This is a genomic window from Geobacter sp., from assembly GCF_027327745.1.
Lineage (GTDB): Bacteria > Desulfobacterota > Desulfuromonadia > Geobacterales > Geobacteraceae > Geobacter.
The window spans coordinates 44,468-60,591 of the sequence record NZ_DAHVYG010000009.1; the positions used below are offsets into that span (position 1 = coordinate 44,468).

Annotated in this window: 15 protein-coding genes; 7 read left to right on the plus strand and 8 right to left on the minus strand. The window is 66.3% G+C overall.

Translation table 11 applies throughout. From position 1 onward, the window contains the following. Positions 1–154 precede the first annotated feature (154 nt). The 3 genes from M6689_RS02150 to M6689_RS02160 all read right to left on the minus strand — a co-directional run bounded on the left by M6689_RS02150 (position 155) and on the right by M6689_RS02160 (position 2,736). Positions 155–454, minus strand: a complete 300-nt coding sequence (locus tag M6689_RS02150) for a hypothetical protein (protein WP_298267264.1) — start codon at positions 452–454, stop codon at positions 155–157. Positions 455–465: 11 nt separating this feature from the next. Then, positions 466–1,947: a hypothetical protein gene (locus tag M6689_RS02155; protein ID WP_298267266.1), complete on the minus strand. Its 1,482-nt coding sequence runs from the start codon at positions 1,945–1,947 to the stop codon at positions 466–468. Between the two features lie 129 nt (positions 1,948–2,076). Then, positions 2,077–2,736, minus strand: a complete 660-nt coding sequence (locus M6689_RS02160) for a YceH family protein (protein ID WP_298267270.1) — start codon at positions 2,734–2,736, stop codon at positions 2,077–2,079. A 199-nt stretch (positions 2,737–2,935) separates the two neighbouring features. Between M6689_RS02160 and M6689_RS02165 the strand changes: the two genes are divergently transcribed. The 5 genes from M6689_RS02165 (at position 2,936) to M6689_RS02185 (ending at position 8,020) form a co-directional block, all read left to right on the plus strand. Continuing rightward, a complete protein-coding gene (locus M6689_RS02165; RefSeq protein ID WP_298267272.1) occupies positions 2,936–4,696 on the plus strand; it encodes a DUF4388 domain-containing protein in 1,761 nt (586 codons plus the stop codon). 28 nt (positions 4,697–4,724) lie between these two features. Then, positions 4,725–5,795, plus strand: coding sequence for a type IV pilus twitching motility protein PilT (locus M6689_RS02170; protein WP_298267273.1), 1,071 nt, complete (start codon positions 4,725–4,727; stop codon positions 5,793–5,795). Positions 5,796–5,914: 119 nt separating this feature from the next. Further along, positions 5,915–6,397, plus strand: a complete 483-nt coding sequence (locus tag M6689_RS02175; protein ID WP_298267275.1) for a peptidylprolyl isomerase — start codon at positions 5,915–5,917, stop codon at positions 6,395–6,397. 91 nt (positions 6,398–6,488) lie between these two features. Continuing rightward, positions 6,489–7,484, plus strand: coding sequence for a tRNA-dihydrouridine synthase family protein (locus tag M6689_RS02180; protein ID WP_298267277.1), 996 nt, complete (start codon positions 6,489–6,491; stop codon positions 7,482–7,484). Between the two features lie 413 nt (positions 7,485–7,897). Beyond that, entirely contained in the window at positions 7,898–8,020 is a 123-nt protein-coding gene (locus M6689_RS02185) for a hypothetical protein (RefSeq protein WP_298267279.1), read from the plus strand. A 12-nt stretch (positions 8,021–8,032) separates the two neighbouring features. On the opposite strand, the gene M6689_RS02190 is transcribed toward M6689_RS02185, so the two are convergent. From M6689_RS02190 to M6689_RS02205, 4 genes are all read right to left on the minus strand, one after another. After that, a complete protein-coding gene (locus M6689_RS02190; protein ID WP_298267281.1) occupies positions 8,033–9,592 on the minus strand; it encodes a PAS domain-containing sensor histidine kinase in 1,560 nt (519 codons plus the stop codon). A 59-nt stretch (positions 9,593–9,651) separates the two neighbouring features. Next, entirely contained in the window at positions 9,652–10,524 is an 873-nt protein-coding gene (locus M6689_RS02195; protein ID WP_298267284.1) for a bifunctional 5,10-methylenetetrahydrofolate dehydrogenase/5,10-methenyltetrahydrofolate cyclohydrolase, read from the minus strand. A 132-nt stretch (positions 10,525–10,656) separates the two neighbouring features. Continuing rightward, on the minus strand, positions 10,657–11,643 hold the full coding sequence (locus tag M6689_RS02200) for a serine/threonine protein kinase (protein WP_298267286.1): 987 nt from the start codon (positions 11,641–11,643) through the stop codon (positions 10,657–10,659). 100 nt (positions 11,644–11,743) lie between these two features. Continuing rightward, positions 11,744–13,252 carry a radical SAM protein gene (locus M6689_RS02205; RefSeq protein ID WP_366949716.1) on the minus strand — a complete coding sequence of 503 codons (1,509 nt, stop codon included), beginning with the start codon at positions 13,250–13,252 and terminating at the stop codon, positions 11,744–11,746. Between the two features lie 212 nt (positions 13,253–13,464). On the opposite strand from M6689_RS02205, the gene M6689_RS02210 reads away from it, so the two are divergent. Then, positions 13,465–14,391, plus strand: a complete 927-nt coding sequence (locus tag M6689_RS02210; RefSeq protein ID WP_298267292.1) for an MBL fold metallo-hydrolase — start codon at positions 13,465–13,467, stop codon at positions 14,389–14,391. A 119-nt stretch (positions 14,392–14,510) separates the two neighbouring features. After that, on the plus strand, positions 14,511–14,990 hold the full coding sequence (locus M6689_RS02215; RefSeq protein WP_298267295.1) for a hotdog domain-containing protein: 480 nt from the start codon (positions 14,511–14,513) through the stop codon (positions 14,988–14,990). 83 nt (positions 14,991–15,073) lie between these two features. On the opposite strand, the gene M6689_RS02220 is transcribed toward M6689_RS02215, so the two are convergent. Then, the gene (locus M6689_RS02220) at positions 15,074–16,036 is read right to left on the minus strand and encodes an NADPH:quinone reductase (RefSeq protein ID WP_298267297.1); all 963 of its coding nucleotides are present in this window, start codon (positions 16,034–16,036) and stop codon (positions 15,074–15,076) included. Between the last annotated feature and the right edge of the window lie 88 nt (positions 16,037–16,124).

The following is a 16,124-nucleotide window of genomic DNA, read 5'->3' on the forward strand; positions in this document are numbered from 1 at the left end:
CGAAAGAAGGACGATTTTCGACGGAAGAGCGGGCATCGTTTCGTTTTTTTGACACGCCAAAATTCAGATAAGGGAGACGGGAGCGCGCCGTTTTTTGCGAGCCCGCGTCAAAAAACCAACAGTCGCGGGTGATCCGCAGGAGGCTTAGATCCTTTCATTCGGCAATCCGCGACGGCTTGAAGCAGCGGGAGAACTCCGGTGTCGGCGGCGGGCACGGCTCCCCTTCCAGCGTCACCCGCTCCCCCTGGTGCCGGCGCCGCAGCTCGTCCTGCAGCGGCCCGACGAGGAGCCAGTCGCTCCCCCCCCCGGCCGGCGTCAGGACCAGCCGGGTGAACGGCTCGTTCCCCACCACCCGCACCGTACCGCTGATGGTCACCGGCCGCCGCGTCCCCAGCGCCCCGGCGGGGGCGGTCGCCAGCAGCACCAGCAGCACTCCGCACAGCATCTTGGCCATGACTCCCCCCGTCACCGGAACGCCGGACGGATCCCCTGGTCGCGCAGCGCCTTCTCCCGCTCCCGGAAGAACGAGTCGACGCAGACGTGCTGGGGTCGGCCGCTCCGGGCGCTCATGCTTCTCGCCAGGGGGTGGGCGTTGGCGGCGGCAAGAATCCGGGCCGGGGTAGCCGGCGTGAGGGACGCAGCCGCGACGAGGGAGGTGCGGGTCACCGCGTCGCCGGCGCTGGTGGCGGCTGCCGTCGGGTTCTGCACGATCAGGTAGCCGTTGGAGGTGAAACTGTTCGATGCGCCCGATGACACGTTGAAATTGACCGTACCGACCCCCCCGTCGATGAACGACGCCGTTTCGCCGGCCCCTTTCGGGGTCCACGTCACCGTGCCGGGTGACGACGTGGTGGTGTAGGCGTAGTAGCCGACGCTCCACTGGTCGAGGGAGCTGAGTGAGGTCTGGTTCGTCGTAGAGGTTGGGAAAAGGCCCGGCAGTATCTGGCTCCAATAATCATAGCTATTGGCATGGGTATCGAGGGAGGTGTACGACCATTCGGGATGTCCGGTCACCGTACGGTTTCCGTAGTAGTTCGCCATGGTCCAGTTCCGGAACGTCCCGGTGAAGTCCCAACGGTAGTTGGCCGCCGAAAGGGCCGCATTGACCGAGTTGATGCCGTACGAGTTGTTGTGAAGTATCTGCTGGAAGATGCCGGCCCCCAACTGGTCGGCAAGGTACTGGGTCCACATGTAGACCACCGCGTAGTTCTCCAGAGAGGCTTGTTGTGGCCAGTAGGTCAGGGATGGGGAAGGAGATTTTTCATAGGTATACACCCGGCCGTAATCAGGGCCATACCCGCAGACGGTCGGCGCGACGGTCGCCATCCCCTCGTCGAGCCAGGTGTCGTCCAGGCTCCTCTTGTAATTCCAGTGGATCATGTGCTGGAACTCGTGGGCGATGGTCCCGTAGAAATCGGTGCCCTGCGCATCAATCCCCAGCACCGGGTTGATGTTCATGTAGATCATCTCGTGCTGGTTCGAATGGGGATACTGAGAAGAGGAATACTCGTTCATCGGGTCGAAATAGCCCGCCACGTAGCTGGAGCTATGGGATGTGGCGCCGTCCTTGATATTGAGCAGGAGGATATAGATCTTCGAGTCGGTGTCAATGTTCGGTTCATCGCCGAAATTCGCCTTCATCTTCGGGTAGATGTTGGTGTCGAATTGATCGGCGATGGCTTTGGGGGCCGTTGCCGGAACGGCATAGTTCTGCTGAAGATAGACGTAGCAATATTGCCCCTCGTAAACCTTCGTGGCGTTGAGGGGATACGGTATTGGGGATTGATTGGTTGGGGACATATCGAGTGCCCAGAACGTGGCGGAAGTGCCGGACTGGACAGGGGCAGGGGCCGCTGCGGGAGCCGGTGCTCCCCCACCCCCGCCGCCGCTGCCGCAACCGCAGAGCAGGGAGAGACACGCAAACGCCACCGCAAGAAACCGTTTCATACCGCCCACCTTTTGTGCCGATAAAATGCGCACGGCGCGCGAGGCGCCGCCACGGCAGCTTTTGCAAGCGGCGGGCCAGCCGTGAAGCCTGGCCCGCCGCCGGTTTTCACGGGTGCCCCGGTCGGTCCGTCATTCGAACTGGGCGCGAAACTCGGCCACCATCTGCCTCAGCGCGGCGACCTCCTCCCGCAGGGAAGTCACCTCCGCCTCCAGCCGGTCTAGCCGCTCGTTCTCGGCCATTACCTGGCGCCGGGCCGCCTCGGGCGCCGGGGTCGGCTCCTCCGCCGCAACCGGCGGCTCGCCGGAGAAGAGGTGGGTGAAGCGGTTTTCCTTGCGCCCCGGCTGCCGGGGGAGCCTCGTCACCAGCGGCACGTCGCGCTCCATGAGGTCGTGGAGCACCTTTTCCACCGCGGCCAGGTCGGCGAAGGGGCGCATCCGCTCCGCCCTTCCCCGCAGCTCCCCCACCGTCTGGGGGCCCCGCAGCAGGAGCTCCGCCAGCACCGCCAGATCCGGCGGCTCCAGGAGGAGCTTTTCCGTCAGGCAGTGGCAGTACTTCATCGCCCGCACCCCCTCGGCCGACTGCCGGGCGAAACCCCTGCCCCGGAGCGAGTCGAGGGCGCGGACCACGTCCGCCTCCTCCATGGAGAGCACCGGGTCGCGGTTGGATTTCTGGTTGCATGCGGCGGTGAGGGCGTTCAGGGTAAGGGGATAGTACTCGGGGGTCGCCAGCTCCTTCTCGACGAGGCAGCCGAGGACGCGGACCTCGAACTCGTTCAGGTTCATTTTCATAGAGGGCTCCTTCGCAGCCACCATTGTAGCCAAGGGAGAAAAAAAGGCAAGCCGCGCGACGGGGCGAAACCGCGGCTCCGTCCCCCCTATCCCTCGGGAATTCCGGGAACTATTCTCTTGAATGATGACCCTGTTTTGAGTTTAATACAACATCTCCACCTACCCGTCCCAACCCCGGCCCGAGAGGAGTGCCCCGCGGATGTCTTTCACCGGCGAACTGGAACACCTGTCGATCGTCGACGTCATACAACTGCTCCATGCGACGAGGAAGTCGGGGACCCTCACCGTCAAGAGCCGCAAGGGTGAGAGCCAGCTCGTCTTCGACGACGGCTACATCATCAGCGCCAACCACTTCGACAACAGCATCCGGGTCGGCAAGATCCTCGTGGAGGCGAAGGTCATCGCGGAGGAGGCGCTGGAACAGGCGCTGCGGGACCAGCAGCAGGCGGGCGAAATCCGCAGCCCGCTGGTCGCCATCCTCATCGAGCAGGGACAGGTCCGGAAGGAGGACGCCTACCGGGGGCTGGAGACCCTCATCGAGCTGACCATCGTCGAGATCCTCACCTGGAAGCGGGGCTCATTTTCCCTCGACGTCGAATCTTTCACGGTCTCCGACGAGTACCGCTACTTCCCCGAAAAGCTCCACCAGGAGATTACCCTCCACACCGAGAACGTCCTGATGGACGCCCTGCGGATCTACGACGAGAAAAAGCGCGACGGGCTCCTGGTGGACGAGGAGTTGACCGACGAGGTCTTGTCCCCCCACGAAACGGAGGCGGCGGGGGGGATGCTCCTCTCGGCCGACGACCTGGGGCTCGGCGACCTCGACAAGCTGGAGAAGACGATTCCGGGGGTCTTCGCCGGCCTCGACGACCGGGGTCCCGCCGCCCCCCACCGCCGCCGGATCGAGGAGTTGGGGGCGGCGCTGTCGGCGAGGGAGCAGGAAGAGCTCCTGGCGTTTCTCGGCAGCTACGGCTCCAGGCCCCCCGCCCCGCGCGCCGGCGCCAACCTCACGGTCGTCCTCTTCAGCGCCGACGAATTCGTTTCCTACTGCCTCACCACCGTCTGCCGCCACGAAGGGGTCTTCGTCTTCGCCACCAACGAGGAGCAGGACCTGGAGCACATCACCGGCCAGTTCCTCGCCAAGGGGAGCGTACCGCTCCTCGTCTTCGACGTCCCTGCCCTCTTCGACGGGCGCTTCTCCTCCGTCCAGCTCACCCGGCTCCGGCGCCGGATGCGCGCCAGCCACCCACGTGCCGGCATCGTCCAGCTCGCCTCCCCGAGCGACTACGGCTTCATGCTCCAGTCGCTGGGCGACGGCGTCAGGGCGGTCTTCCCCCGCCCCACCGGGGAGGAACGGCGCGAGACCTTCGTCGGGGAAATCATCCAGTTCCTCCACGCGTTTCCGGCATACCTCAGGGAGTACGGCCGGGAGCAGGACGGCCTCTCCGTCTCCCGGCTCAAGGCCGGCCTGGCGGCCCTGCGCCGGCTCCGGGAACCCCAGGAGGTGGCGTTCTCCCTGCTGCAGTCGGCCGCCGGGCTCTTCCCCCGCACCCTCACCCTCATCGTCCGGGAGGAGGAGCTGATCGCCGAGCGGGGGATCGGCGTGCAGGGGGGGAAAGAGGAAGGGGCGACGCCGCCGCTGCGGTTCAGGATTCCCCTCACCCGGCCGTCGCTCCTCGCCGGGGTGATCGAAAAAGGGGGTGCATTTTTCGGCGAAACTGCCGATGAGGTAGTGAAGGAGCACCTGTTCCGCGCCATCGGCGCCCCACTTCACCCGTCGGTTCTCCTCCTTCCGCTCCGCAGCTTCGGCAGAACCATCTCCCTTACCTATGGCGATTTCGGGGGGGAGGAGCCATCGCCCGTCCCGGTCGACCTGCTGGAGATCCTGGCGGACCAGGGGGGGCTTGTGGTGGAGAACGCGCTCTACCGCCGGAAACGGTCCCACTCCCCGGCATGATCCGGGAGCCGTCATCGAGGTACGATTCATGGATATGAACCTTCTCAACCAGATACTCGGCATCGCCTTCGAAAAGCGGGTCTCCGACCTCCACTTCGAGGTGGACAATCCCCCCTTCTTCCGGGCCCGGGGGCAGCTGCTGCGCTCCAAACTCCCGAAGCTGACGGCGCAGGACACCGAATTCATCGCCAAGACCGTCCTGGAGCAGAACAAGCGCTCGCTTCCCGAGAACCTGCGGGAGATCGACGCCTCCTACGCCCTCCCCAACGGCGGACGGTTCCGGGTCAGCATCTTCCGGCAGCGAAGCGCCATCGGCATCGTGATGCGGGTGATCCCCCCCCACGTCGGCACCTTCGGCGAGCTGAACCTGCCGCCGGTGCTGGGAGAGATCGCCAAGGCCCCCAACGGACTGATCCTCGTCACCGGCCCCACCGGCAACGGCAAGTCGACGACCCTCGCCTCCATCATCCGTCACCTGAACGAAACCTGCTGCTTCAACATCATCACCATCGAAGACCCGGTGGAATTCCTCTTCACCTCCGACAAGAGCTGCATCATCCAGCGGGAGGTGGGGATCGACACCGAGAACTTCAGCGCGGCGCTCCGCTCGGCGCTCCGGATGGACCCGGACGTGATCATGGTCGGCGAGATGCGGGACCTGGAGACCATCGACGCCTGCATCAAGGCAGCCGAGACGGGACACCTGGTCTTCTCCACCCTCCATACCCCCGGCGCCACCTCCACCATCAACCGCCTCATCGGCCACTTCCCCCCCGACGCCCAGGAGGTGATCCGCCAGCGCCTCGCCGACATCCTCGTCGCCACCGTGTCGCTGCGGCTCATCAAGGGCAAGAGCGGCGAGAGCGTCATCCCGGTCGTGGAGATCATGCGCACCACCACCACGATCCAGGCCTGCATCCGGGAGGGACGCCTCGACGAGATCGACAAGCATATCGAGAACGGCCGCTCCCTCTACCAGATGCAGACCCTCGACCAACATCTGCTGGAGCTCTGCGAGAGGGACATCATCTCCTTCGAACAAGCGAAGCAGATCACCCGCTCCATGGACCTGGAGCGCAAGCTCGCCTTCACCGAATAATCCTGAAACCCGGCCTGGCGCCCATCCCCGCCGCGGTCATTTTTTGCTGGACGGCGGGGCACGGTCCCACGTACGATGAGTGTGCTGCAGAACACAAACAGAGAAGGAAGGATTACGCAATGGCTTTGGCAAAGAAGGGCGACAAGGTAACGATCGATTTCACCGGCACACTCGAAGATGGCACCGTTTTCGATACCACCCTGGAGCACGACGAGTGCGAGACCGACGACTGCTGTGAAGACGAAGAGTGCGGCTGCGAAAGCGGACCGATGGAACTCGTCATCGGCGAGGGGGAGTTTTTCGAGCAGATCGAGAATGCGCTGGTCGGCATGGCCCCCGGCGACAAGAAAACCGTCACCATTCCGGCCGTGGACGCCTTCGGCGACTATGATGAGGAGAAGGCATTCTCCGTCGCCCGGGAGCAAGTCCCGGAGGACATCGAACCCCACGTGGGGCAGGAGCTGGAGCTTACCGGCGAGGACGACGAGACCATGGTGGTGACCGTGGTGGCGGTGAACGACGAGTTCATCACCCTCGACGCCAACCACCCCCTGGCGGGCGAGGACGTCACCTACGAATTCCAGCTGGTGGAGATCCTCTAGTCCCTCCCGTCACCAACGGCGCACAACAAAGGCGGCCCTCGGCCGCCTTTGTTGTGCGCCCCGCCACGGAAACCATTCACCTTAGGACACGATGCACCGCCACACTGAAACAACACCACCCGAATCCGGCCGGCCGCTCCCCTGGCCCCCAGGCCACACGCCGCTGATGCTGGCGCCGATGCAGGGGGTGACCAACCGCGCCCTGCGCTCCCTCTTCATCGACTGGATCCGCCCCGACGTCGTCTTCACCGAATTCATGCGGGTCAACCCCGTGGCCGCCACGCGGCGGCTCTCGGCGGGAGACCTGCGCGAAATCGCCCCCGCCGAAGGGGGAGTCCCCCTGGTGGTACAGCTGATCGGCCACGGCAGGGATCCCCTGGTATCGGCCGCCCGGGCTGCCGGGGAGGCCGGCGCCGTCCACATCAACCTCAACCTGGGGTGCCCCTACGGCCGGATGACCAGCGGCCTGACGGGGGGAGGGATGCTCAAGCGCCCGGAGGAGCTGGAGGAGATCATCCCCGCCCTGCGCCGGGCCATCACGGGGACCTTCTCCGTCAAGCTGCGGGCCGGCTACGACGACCCGCGGCAGGTCTTCACCCTCCTTCCCCTCTTCGAGGCGGCGGGGGTCGATTTTCTCGTGCTCCACCCCCGCACGGTGGTCCAGGAGTACGACGGCCGGGCCGACCACGACATCACCGCCGAGGTGGTGCGCACCACACGGCTGCCGGTCATCGCCAACGGCGACATCCGCACCGCCGCCGACGGCCTGCGCCTGCTGCGGGAGAGCGGCGCCGCCGGCCTGATGCTCGGCCGGGGCGCCATCGCCGATCCGCTCCTGTTCCGGCGGCTGCGGGGCGAGGCCGCCGCCGAACCGGACGAGCAGACGAGGGGAGCGGAACTACGGCGCTACCTCCACGAGCTGCTGCAACGTTACGGCGCCCTCTTCTGCGGTGAAACCCAGGTGCTGAACAAGGTGAAGGGAGTGCTTGCCCCCATGGACGACCCGGCCTTCGAGAAGACCCGCGCGCGGCTGAGGAAGGCGAAAACCATCCGGGCCTTCACCGCCGTTCTCGAAGAACTCGGGTGACGCGGGTGAATCGCCCCCACGAAAAAAGGCGGTGATCGCTCACCGCCTTTCGGGCAACTTTTCCATTATACCCGGATATTTTTTTAATACCAGACTGTGCATCCGCGATCCGGGGGGGTATAGTGTAGTCAGGTAGCGCTACCTGCAACAGACTGACAAACACAAGGAGGATGGACGCATCGGGGATGCCTGTCCCGACCACAACCTTAGTCAGTACCCCACCGGCGGAAAGTGCGCGCCGGAATGACCCGTGAAACGGGGAGAACGGATTCATCAAGCAGCGAGGCCCGCCATCATGGCGGGCCTTTCATTTTCAGACATCCCCCGTGCGCCGTCCTTGACCTGCATCAAGGCATGCCGGCGCCTTCCCTGCTATACTCTCCGCAAAACCATCCACTTCGGAGAGAAATCCCATGACGACAAGCGAGATCGCAGTCACCGCCACCATCTGGCTTCTGGCCGCCATTGGCGGATTTTTTGCCCTCCGGGGCCGCTGGCGGCGCCGGAAGCGACAGCGAGAGACAAACGCTCCGTGACCTGCCCCTTCTTCATCGCGGCCGGCCGGCGTCCTCTCGGGGAGCACTGCCGTGGGGGAGGGTAAAGGAGAAGGTCGCCCCCCGTTCCGGCGCGGCATCGGCCCAGACCTCTCCGCCGTGGCGGCCGATGATGCGGCGCACGGTGGCGAGGCCGATGCCGGTCCCCTCGAACTCGTCGCTGCCGTGCAGGCGCTGGAAGGCACTGAAGAGCTTGCCGGCATAGGCCATGTCGAAACCGGCGCCGTTGTCCCGGACGAAATAGACAACCTTCCCGGCCCGTTCCTCCCGGCCGAACTCGATCGTCGCCTCCGCCACCCTCCCGGTGTATTTCCAGGCGTTGCCGAGGAGGTTCTCCATGACAACCCGCAGGAGGCCGGCGTCGCCGTGCACCGTGAGTCCCTCCCGGATCGCGAACATCACGGTACGCGCCGGATCCGCCTTCGCCAGCTCTGCCGCAATCTCCCGTGCCATGGCGCTCAGGTCGACCGGCTCGAACGCCATCTCCTTCCGCGTGTAGCGTGACAGGTTCAGGAGGGCGTCGATCAACTCCTCCATCCGCCGGGTGGCGCGGGCGACCCTCATCAGGCAATCCAGCCCCGTTTCGTCGAGCTGTTCCCCGCAATCCTCCAGGAGGATGTTCGTGAACCCCGTCACGTGGCGCAAGGGGGCCCGCAGATCATGGGAAACCGAGTAGCTGAACGATTCGAGCTCGCGGTTGGCGGCCTCCAGCTGGGCGGTCCGTTCGGCGACGCGCCGTTCCAGCTCGGCATTGAGCCTGCGGTTTTCCGCCTCGACCCGTTTGAGGTCGGTGATATCCCGGTTGCTGGCGCGGCGCCCGCGGAACTCCCCCCCGCTGTCGAAGACCGGCTGGCAGACATGGGTGACCCACCGGACCTCCCCCTCCCTGGTGACGATCCGAAACTCCAGGGAGAGGGGATACACGCTCCGGAGCGCCTCTTCGTTATGCCGCTCGATCAGCGGGCGATCATCGGGGTGAATAATCCGCATGTTCAGTGCCGGGTCGGCATGGAACTCCTCCCGGCTGTAGCCGGTGATGTCGCGGCAGGCAAGGGAGACGTAGAGGAGGCCGCCGTCGGGAGCGAGCCAGAAATCCCAGTCCGCGGAGTAGTCGGCCACGATCCGGTAGCGCTCCTCGCTCTCCCGTAGCGCCTGCTCCGCCCGCTTGCGGTCGGTGATGTCGGTGGAGATGTGGATGACCTTGTCCAGGCGCCCCGCCTCGTCGAAGACCGGCGTGCACGACACGAGGTAGATGCCGCCGAACGCCTCCATCTCCATCTCCACCGTTTCCATCCGGTTCGAGGCCAGGAGCCGCTCCATGGGGCACCCCGCGGGAGGGGCCGTGACCCCTTTGCCATGGAAGATTTCGTAGCACTTCCTGCCGAGCATCTCCGCCTCGGTGAGGCCGGCGGCCTTCTCCACCGCCCGGTTGGCGGCAACGATGCCGTGCTCCGGATCGAAGATCACCGCCGGATGTCCGATGGCGTCGAATACGTTCCCGCAGGCAGACCGGGAACGGCCCGGTTGGACGTCCGATCTCTCTCCGCTAGCCACGTCGCCCCCTTGCCACGCACTACGGCAGATGGTTTGTCACCCTGTTCCCGTCCCTCCGGTCAGGCCAGGTTGAAATTGTTCTGGTAGGCCATGAGGGTATTGAGCATCAGGGCGGCCACCGTCATCCGGCCGACCCCCCCCGGGACCGGCGTGATCCACGAGCACTTCTCCTTCACCCTCTCGAAATCCGCATCCCCCACGATCCTTCCGTCCGCCAGGCGGTTGATCCCCACGTCGATCAGAACCACCCCCTCCTTCACCATGTCCTCGGTGACGAAGCCGGGAATCCCGACGGCGACGATCACGATGTCGGCGCGGCGCGTCTCGTCCAGCAGCAGTTCCCGCGGCGTCTCGATGTGAGTCAGGGTAACGGTGGCGTTGCCGATCTCGAAATCGTTGGAGAGCATGATCGAGATCGGCTTGCCGACGATGTTCGACCGGCCGATGACCACGCAGTGCTTGCCGCGGGTCGGGATCTCGTAGAACTGGAGCAGCTTGCAGATGCCGTAGGCGGTCGCCGGCCGGAACGCCTTCTGCCCCAGGGTCATGCGACCGAAGTTCATCGGGTGGAAGCCGTCGATGTCCTTCTCGGGGTCGATGGCGTTGATGATGTGCTGCTGGTTGATGTGCTTCGGCAGCGGCAACTGGACGATGAGCCCGTCGGTGGTCTGGTCGGCGTTGACCTCGGCAATCTTCGCCAGGAGCTCCTGTTCGGTGACGGTCTCCGGGAAGCGGATCAGGGTGCTCTCGAATCCGGCGCTGCCGCACGAGGTGATCTTCGACTTGACGTACGACTCGCTCGGCGCATGCTCGCCCACCAGGATGATGGTCATGTGGGGCTGCCGCAGGCCGGAGTCGACATACCCCGCCACCTTCTTGGCAATGTCGGCAACCAGGCTCTGGGCGCATTTCTTTCCGTCCAGCAGTTTCATCTTGACTCGCTTCCTCTCTTTGGTTCCCGGATTCGACGGCCGAAGGGGCCTTCCTTCAGCCAAAACTGTTCATTTGTACCACAAAACCCCAGGCTCCACAACGGCCCCCGCACAGCCCGTGGCCGGCGGGGATCAGGGGAGTTCCAGGGGGGGCTCCGCCAGTGCCGCCAACTGCTCGCGCAGCTCGATGATCTGCTCGTTCCAGTAGCGGGGAGTGTTGAACCACGGGAAGGTGCGGGGGAAAACGGGATCTTCCCAGCGGGTGGCGAGCCAGGCGGCGTAGTGGAGCAGCCGCAGGGCGCGCAGGGGCTCCACCAGCCGAAGCTCCCGGGAGTCGAAGTCGTTGAACTCGGTGTACCCCTCCAGAAGCCGTTCGAGCTGGGCGATGCGGCGGGGGCGGTCGCCGGAGAGCATCATCCAGAGGTCCTGCACCGCCGGCGCCGTGCGGGCATCGTCGAAATCGACGAAGTAGGGGGCGTCGTCCCGCCAGAGGATGTTGCCGCTGTGGCAGTCACCATGGGTCCGGATGAGGCGGACCGGACCGGCTTCGGCCACGGCGGCGTCGATGGCCTCCAGCAGCCGGTCGGTCACCGCCGTGTAGCTTGCCCGCAGCTCGTCGGGGATGAAGCGGTCGCGGATCAGGGCGACGCTCTCGTGGCCGAAGCTGCGACTGTCGAGGACGGGTCGCTGCGCAAAGGGATGGACGGCGCCGATCCGGTGGATCCGGCCGAGCATCCGGCCGAGGATCAGGAGGTTGTCCAGGTTGTCGAACTCCGGGGCGTGCCCCCCCTGGCGCGGGTAGAGGGCGAAGCGAAACCCCCCGTGACGGAAAAGGCTCTCCCCGAAGGCGTTGCGCCAGGGGGCCACCACCGGCAGCTCGTGCTCGGCCAGCTCGTTGCAGAAATCGTGCTCCTCGACGATCTGGGCGTCGCTCCAGCGCCCCGGGCGATAGAACTTGGCGATGAGTGGCTCTCCCTCCTCGATCCCCACCTGGTAGACCCGGTTCTCGTAGCTGTTCAGGGCCAGGGTGCGGCAGTCGCAGACGAATCCCTGGCTCTCCACGGCATCCATGATGAAGGCGGGGGTAAGGGTACTGAAAGGGTGGGTGCTCTCGGTCATGGGTACCACCATACCACCAATGGGTTCAGGAACCAAGGGATTCCCCCGGGATTCGGCGGTAGGAGGAGTTCCAGTTCGCTCCGATTCTGCGACTACCGGCTCACCTTCCGGTAAAAAACGGTGCGTGGTTGGAGGTGAAGAGCGGCGGGTCGCGGCGCAGGATCGCCGCCACCGCCGGGTGGCGGGAGAATTCCCGGTCCAGGAAGCACCGCACCCGGTGACGATCCCACCCCCGGGGGTGCCGGAAGGCGGTGTAGAGGGTGAGGTCCCCCTCGTAAAACGGCTCGGTGCCGTACTCCCCGGCCTCTTCGCCCCAGGCGGGCATGTTGAACACCGCCAGGTTGAGAAACCCGACCGCCTCGTGGTGGCGGACGACGAACTCCAGCGTCCGCCGCGCCGCCGCTTCGTCTTCCGCCGGGGTACCGAAGAGGAGATAGCAGTAGACGGCGATCCCTGCCCGGCGCAGGTTTTCCAGGACCCGGGAGGCGGTCCCCAGATCGATCCCCTTGTGGAGGCGGTCGAGCACCCCCTGGTCCCCCGACTCCAGTCCCAGCTTGAGCATGATGCACCCCGAGCGGCGCAGCGCCTGGCAGAATCCGGGTTCGGCCAGATGCCCGTCGAACCGGGCAAAGCCGTACCACGGCACGCCGGGAGGATCGTCGACCAGGGCCTGCAGAAGCGCCGGGCTGACGGCGTTGTCGAGAAGATGAAGCAGGACCGGCCGGTGTTTCTCCGTCAGTCCCCGCAATTCAGAAAGGGCTTGGGAGACCGGCGCGGGACGGTAGGGATTCCCCTCGGCCCGTTCGGGGCAGAAGGAGCAGTGATTCCACCAGCAGCCGCCGGCAGCACTGTAAGGGAGGATGAGGCCCGGGGAGAGGTAGTCACCAAGCGGCAGAAGATCATAGTCGGGGAGCGCCGGCTGCCGTTGGCCCTCTCCGGCGCCGAGGAGCGCCAGCAGGGGTTCTTCCCCGGGTCCGGCGATCATGTGGTCCACGAGTCCGCCGAAGGGATTCCGCCAGCCGGGACGCCGCAACCACGAGGTCACCAGCCCGCCCCCCAGCACCACCGTCACCCCCGGAAACCGCTGCCGGAGCCAGCCGACCATGGCGAAGGTGCAGACCGCCTGACTCAGGTAGTTGAGGGAAAAGCCGACGGTGGCGACGCCCTCCAGCAGCTCCGGCAGGCGCCGGCTGAACCAGGGATGGAAGGGGTTCTGGTCGGGGTGCTCCGCCGCGGCGAGGAGATCGGCGCTGGAGAGGGGGGAGAAGCGTGGTTGCTGATAGTCCGCCAGCCCCGCAACCGCTCCCCATTCCCGCCCGGCGACGGCGAGGAGGCGGTTCAGATCGCTGACCGCCCGGGCGTAGCGGGCCGGCGAGCGGTAGGTGGCCGGCTCCCGCAGGGCGGCGAGATGGTGGGGGCGGTTCTTCAGCGCCCGGCGGCTCCATGTGTCGTCGGCTGCCGGCGGCTGCTCCAGCAGCCAGAGGAGTCCCTCCAGGTTCGCGTCCAGCAGCCGGCACGGCACGCCATGGGCGTGCAGCGCGCCGGCCAGCCGGGCGATACCGGCCGGCGGTTCGCACGGCTTGGCGATGGGGGGATGGATGAGGAGCATGTCCCGCATTATGAGGGATGCGCGAAACTCCGGCAAGGGGCTTTGCCGCTTACGATCGGGGAGAGTCCGTTCCAACGTGCACCCTCCAGCAACAGGAGCGCCGGGGGGAGCCGGCATATCTCCGTGTTGACAACCAGCGGCTCTCCGCGCGACAATCGGAACCGGGCCAGCCGAACAGAAAATCAACCTCGCCCGCGACACAAGGGGACACCATGGACCTCGCCGCCCTCACCTGCATCGATCTCGATCTTCCTCCCCTCGAAGGGTTCCGGAAGTTCATCAGCTCCTGGCTCTACCGGGGGGACGGCTTCACCCTCCTCGTGGACCCCGGCCCCCTCTCCACCATCCCCCGCCTCCGCGGGGAGCTGCAGCGGCTGGGCGTGGAGCGGATCGACCACATCCTCCTCACCCACATCCACATCGACCATGCCGGCGGGACCGGGGCGCTCCTCAAGGAGTTTCCCGGGGCGACGGTCATCTGCCATCCCGAGGGGATCCGCCACCTAGTGGCGCCGGCGAAGCTCTGGGAAGGGTCCCGCAAGGTACTCGGAGCACTGGCGGACGCCTACGGCGAGATCGTCCCGGTTCCGGCGGAGCGGATCCGTTTCGAGGAGACCGTCGGCCCGGCGGGGGTGCGCGTCTTCCTCACCCCCGGCCACGCCCAGCACCACTGCTGCTATCTCCTGGACGACCTCCTCTTCGGCGGGGAGGTGGCCGGCGTGCGGTGCGACGTCCCCGGCGAGATCTTCATGCGCCCCGCCACCCCGCCCCGGTTCGTCCTGGAGGTGGCGCTGGACTCCCTCGACCGGATGATCGCCCTGGCCCCCCGCCACCTGGTCTTCGCCCACTACGGGATGGTGGATACCCCCCTCGACCACCTGCAGATCGCCCGCCGTCAACTGCTCCTCTGGGTCAGGGGGGTGGCGGAGACCGCAACCGTAGAGCCGTCGCGGCGGGAGGAGGCGCTGGTCGCCTGGCTCCTGGAACGGGACGAACGGTACCGCACCGTCTCCCTCCTCCCCGGGGACATCCGGGCCCGGGAGCGCTATTTTCTCGGCAACACCCTGCGCGGCATGATGGAGTACGTCGCTTCCCTCTCCGAGGAAGAGCGGAGGGCGCTGGTGCAGGGGGGGACGTAACGCCCCCTGAAGTTTTCCGGTCCCCTCCGGGTCCGGAATGTGGTATGGTAAGCGACCTACTTCTACCGCTTTCGTAAACGGGAAGCAACGTCCCGATCCCATGCACGAGGAGAAGCACCGTGGCAAACGCAGCAACAGAAGACGTATCCCCCCCTTCCGTCGACCTCAGTGGCGAGGCCAGTTGGATCCCCTTCGATGCGCCGTCGCTGGTCGGCGAATCGCTCCGCTTCGTCTCCGGCGACCCCGCCGGCAACCGCTTCCGGGTCCGCTACTACCGCGACGGCGAAAAGCATCTCCATGCGCGGATCTGGTTCGGCCCAGAGACCGGCGGCCCCCCGGGCCACGCCCACGGCGGCGCCGTGGCGGCGGTCATGGACGAGGCCCTGGGGCTCGCCGCCTGGGCGGCCGGCTACCCCATCGTGGTCGGCAACCTGAACGTCAGTTTCCGCGCCATGCTCCCCCTGGAGACGGTGGTGACCCTGGAGAGCCGGGTGATCTCCGCCGAGGGGCGCAAGGTGATGGTCCACGGGCGGCTTTTCCGCGGCGAGACGCTCTTTGCCGAGGGGGAGTGCCTCTGCATCACCATTCCAGGGCGCTGATCCGGCGTCACGATTCCTGGCCAGGAACGGAGAAGGGCGGCCCATGGACCGCCCTTCTCCGTTTGCATCGCGTCCCGCTACCCCTAGGGGAGCAGGACGATCTTGCCGAGGGTGCTCGTTTCCATCACCGCGTGGTGGGCCGCGGCCGCCTCGGCCAGCGGCAGCTCCCTGCTCACCACCGGCCGCAGCGTCCCGTTCGTCAACCCCTCCACGAAGGCGGCGTGCATGCTGGCCAGTTCCCGGTCGGTGGCGTTGAAGAGGGTCATGCCGAGGATCGAGGCTTCCCCCTTGAAGAGGGCCCGCGGGTCGATTTCGACCCGGCCGCGGCTGCCGATCACCACCACCCGTCCCCCCTTCGCCAGCACCCCGAGGTCACGGTCCAGGTTCACATTGGCGAGCATCTCCAGGACCACGTCCACCCCCCTGTCGCAGGTGAGCTCCCGGATTTCGTCCAGATACCCCTCCTTCCGGTGGTCCAGGACGTGGTGCCCCCCCTGGGCCAGGACCAGCCTCCTCCCCTCTTCCGTACCGGCAGTGCCGATCACCCGCAGGCCGGCGGCCCGGGCGAGCTGCACCGCGGCGAGCCCCACGCCGCCGCTGGCGCCGTGGACCAGGACCGTATCCCCCGCCACCGCGCGGGCCCGCTGGAACAGGGCCCGGAACGCGGCGCCGTAAGGAACGCCGATGGCCGCCCCCTGGCCGTAGCCGATCTTCTCCGGCAGCGGATGGGTCTGGAATTCCTTGCAGAGCGCCTCTTCGGCGTAGGTGCCGGAGAGGGAGCGGGCGACGTAGACCCGCTGTCCCACCTGCCGGTGCCTCACCTCGGGACCGACGGCGGTGATGACACCGGCGCCGTCGAGGCCGGGGGTGTAGGGGAGCTTCAGGGCGGGGAGATACTGGCCCGAGCGGATATAGGTGTCGACCGGGTTCACGCCGGCGGCGTGGAGCCTGACCACCACCTCCCCCGGGCCGGGGGTCGGAGCGGGCACCTCTTCCAGCCGCATTACCTCGGGAGGACCGAATTCATGGATGCGTATCGCTTTCATGCTGATCACCCTTTCCTTTCCGTGGAGTTCCGTCATTTTTTCTATTATACCTCCCTGCCGCGCAATGAACCTGGAGCAGCAGAAAGAG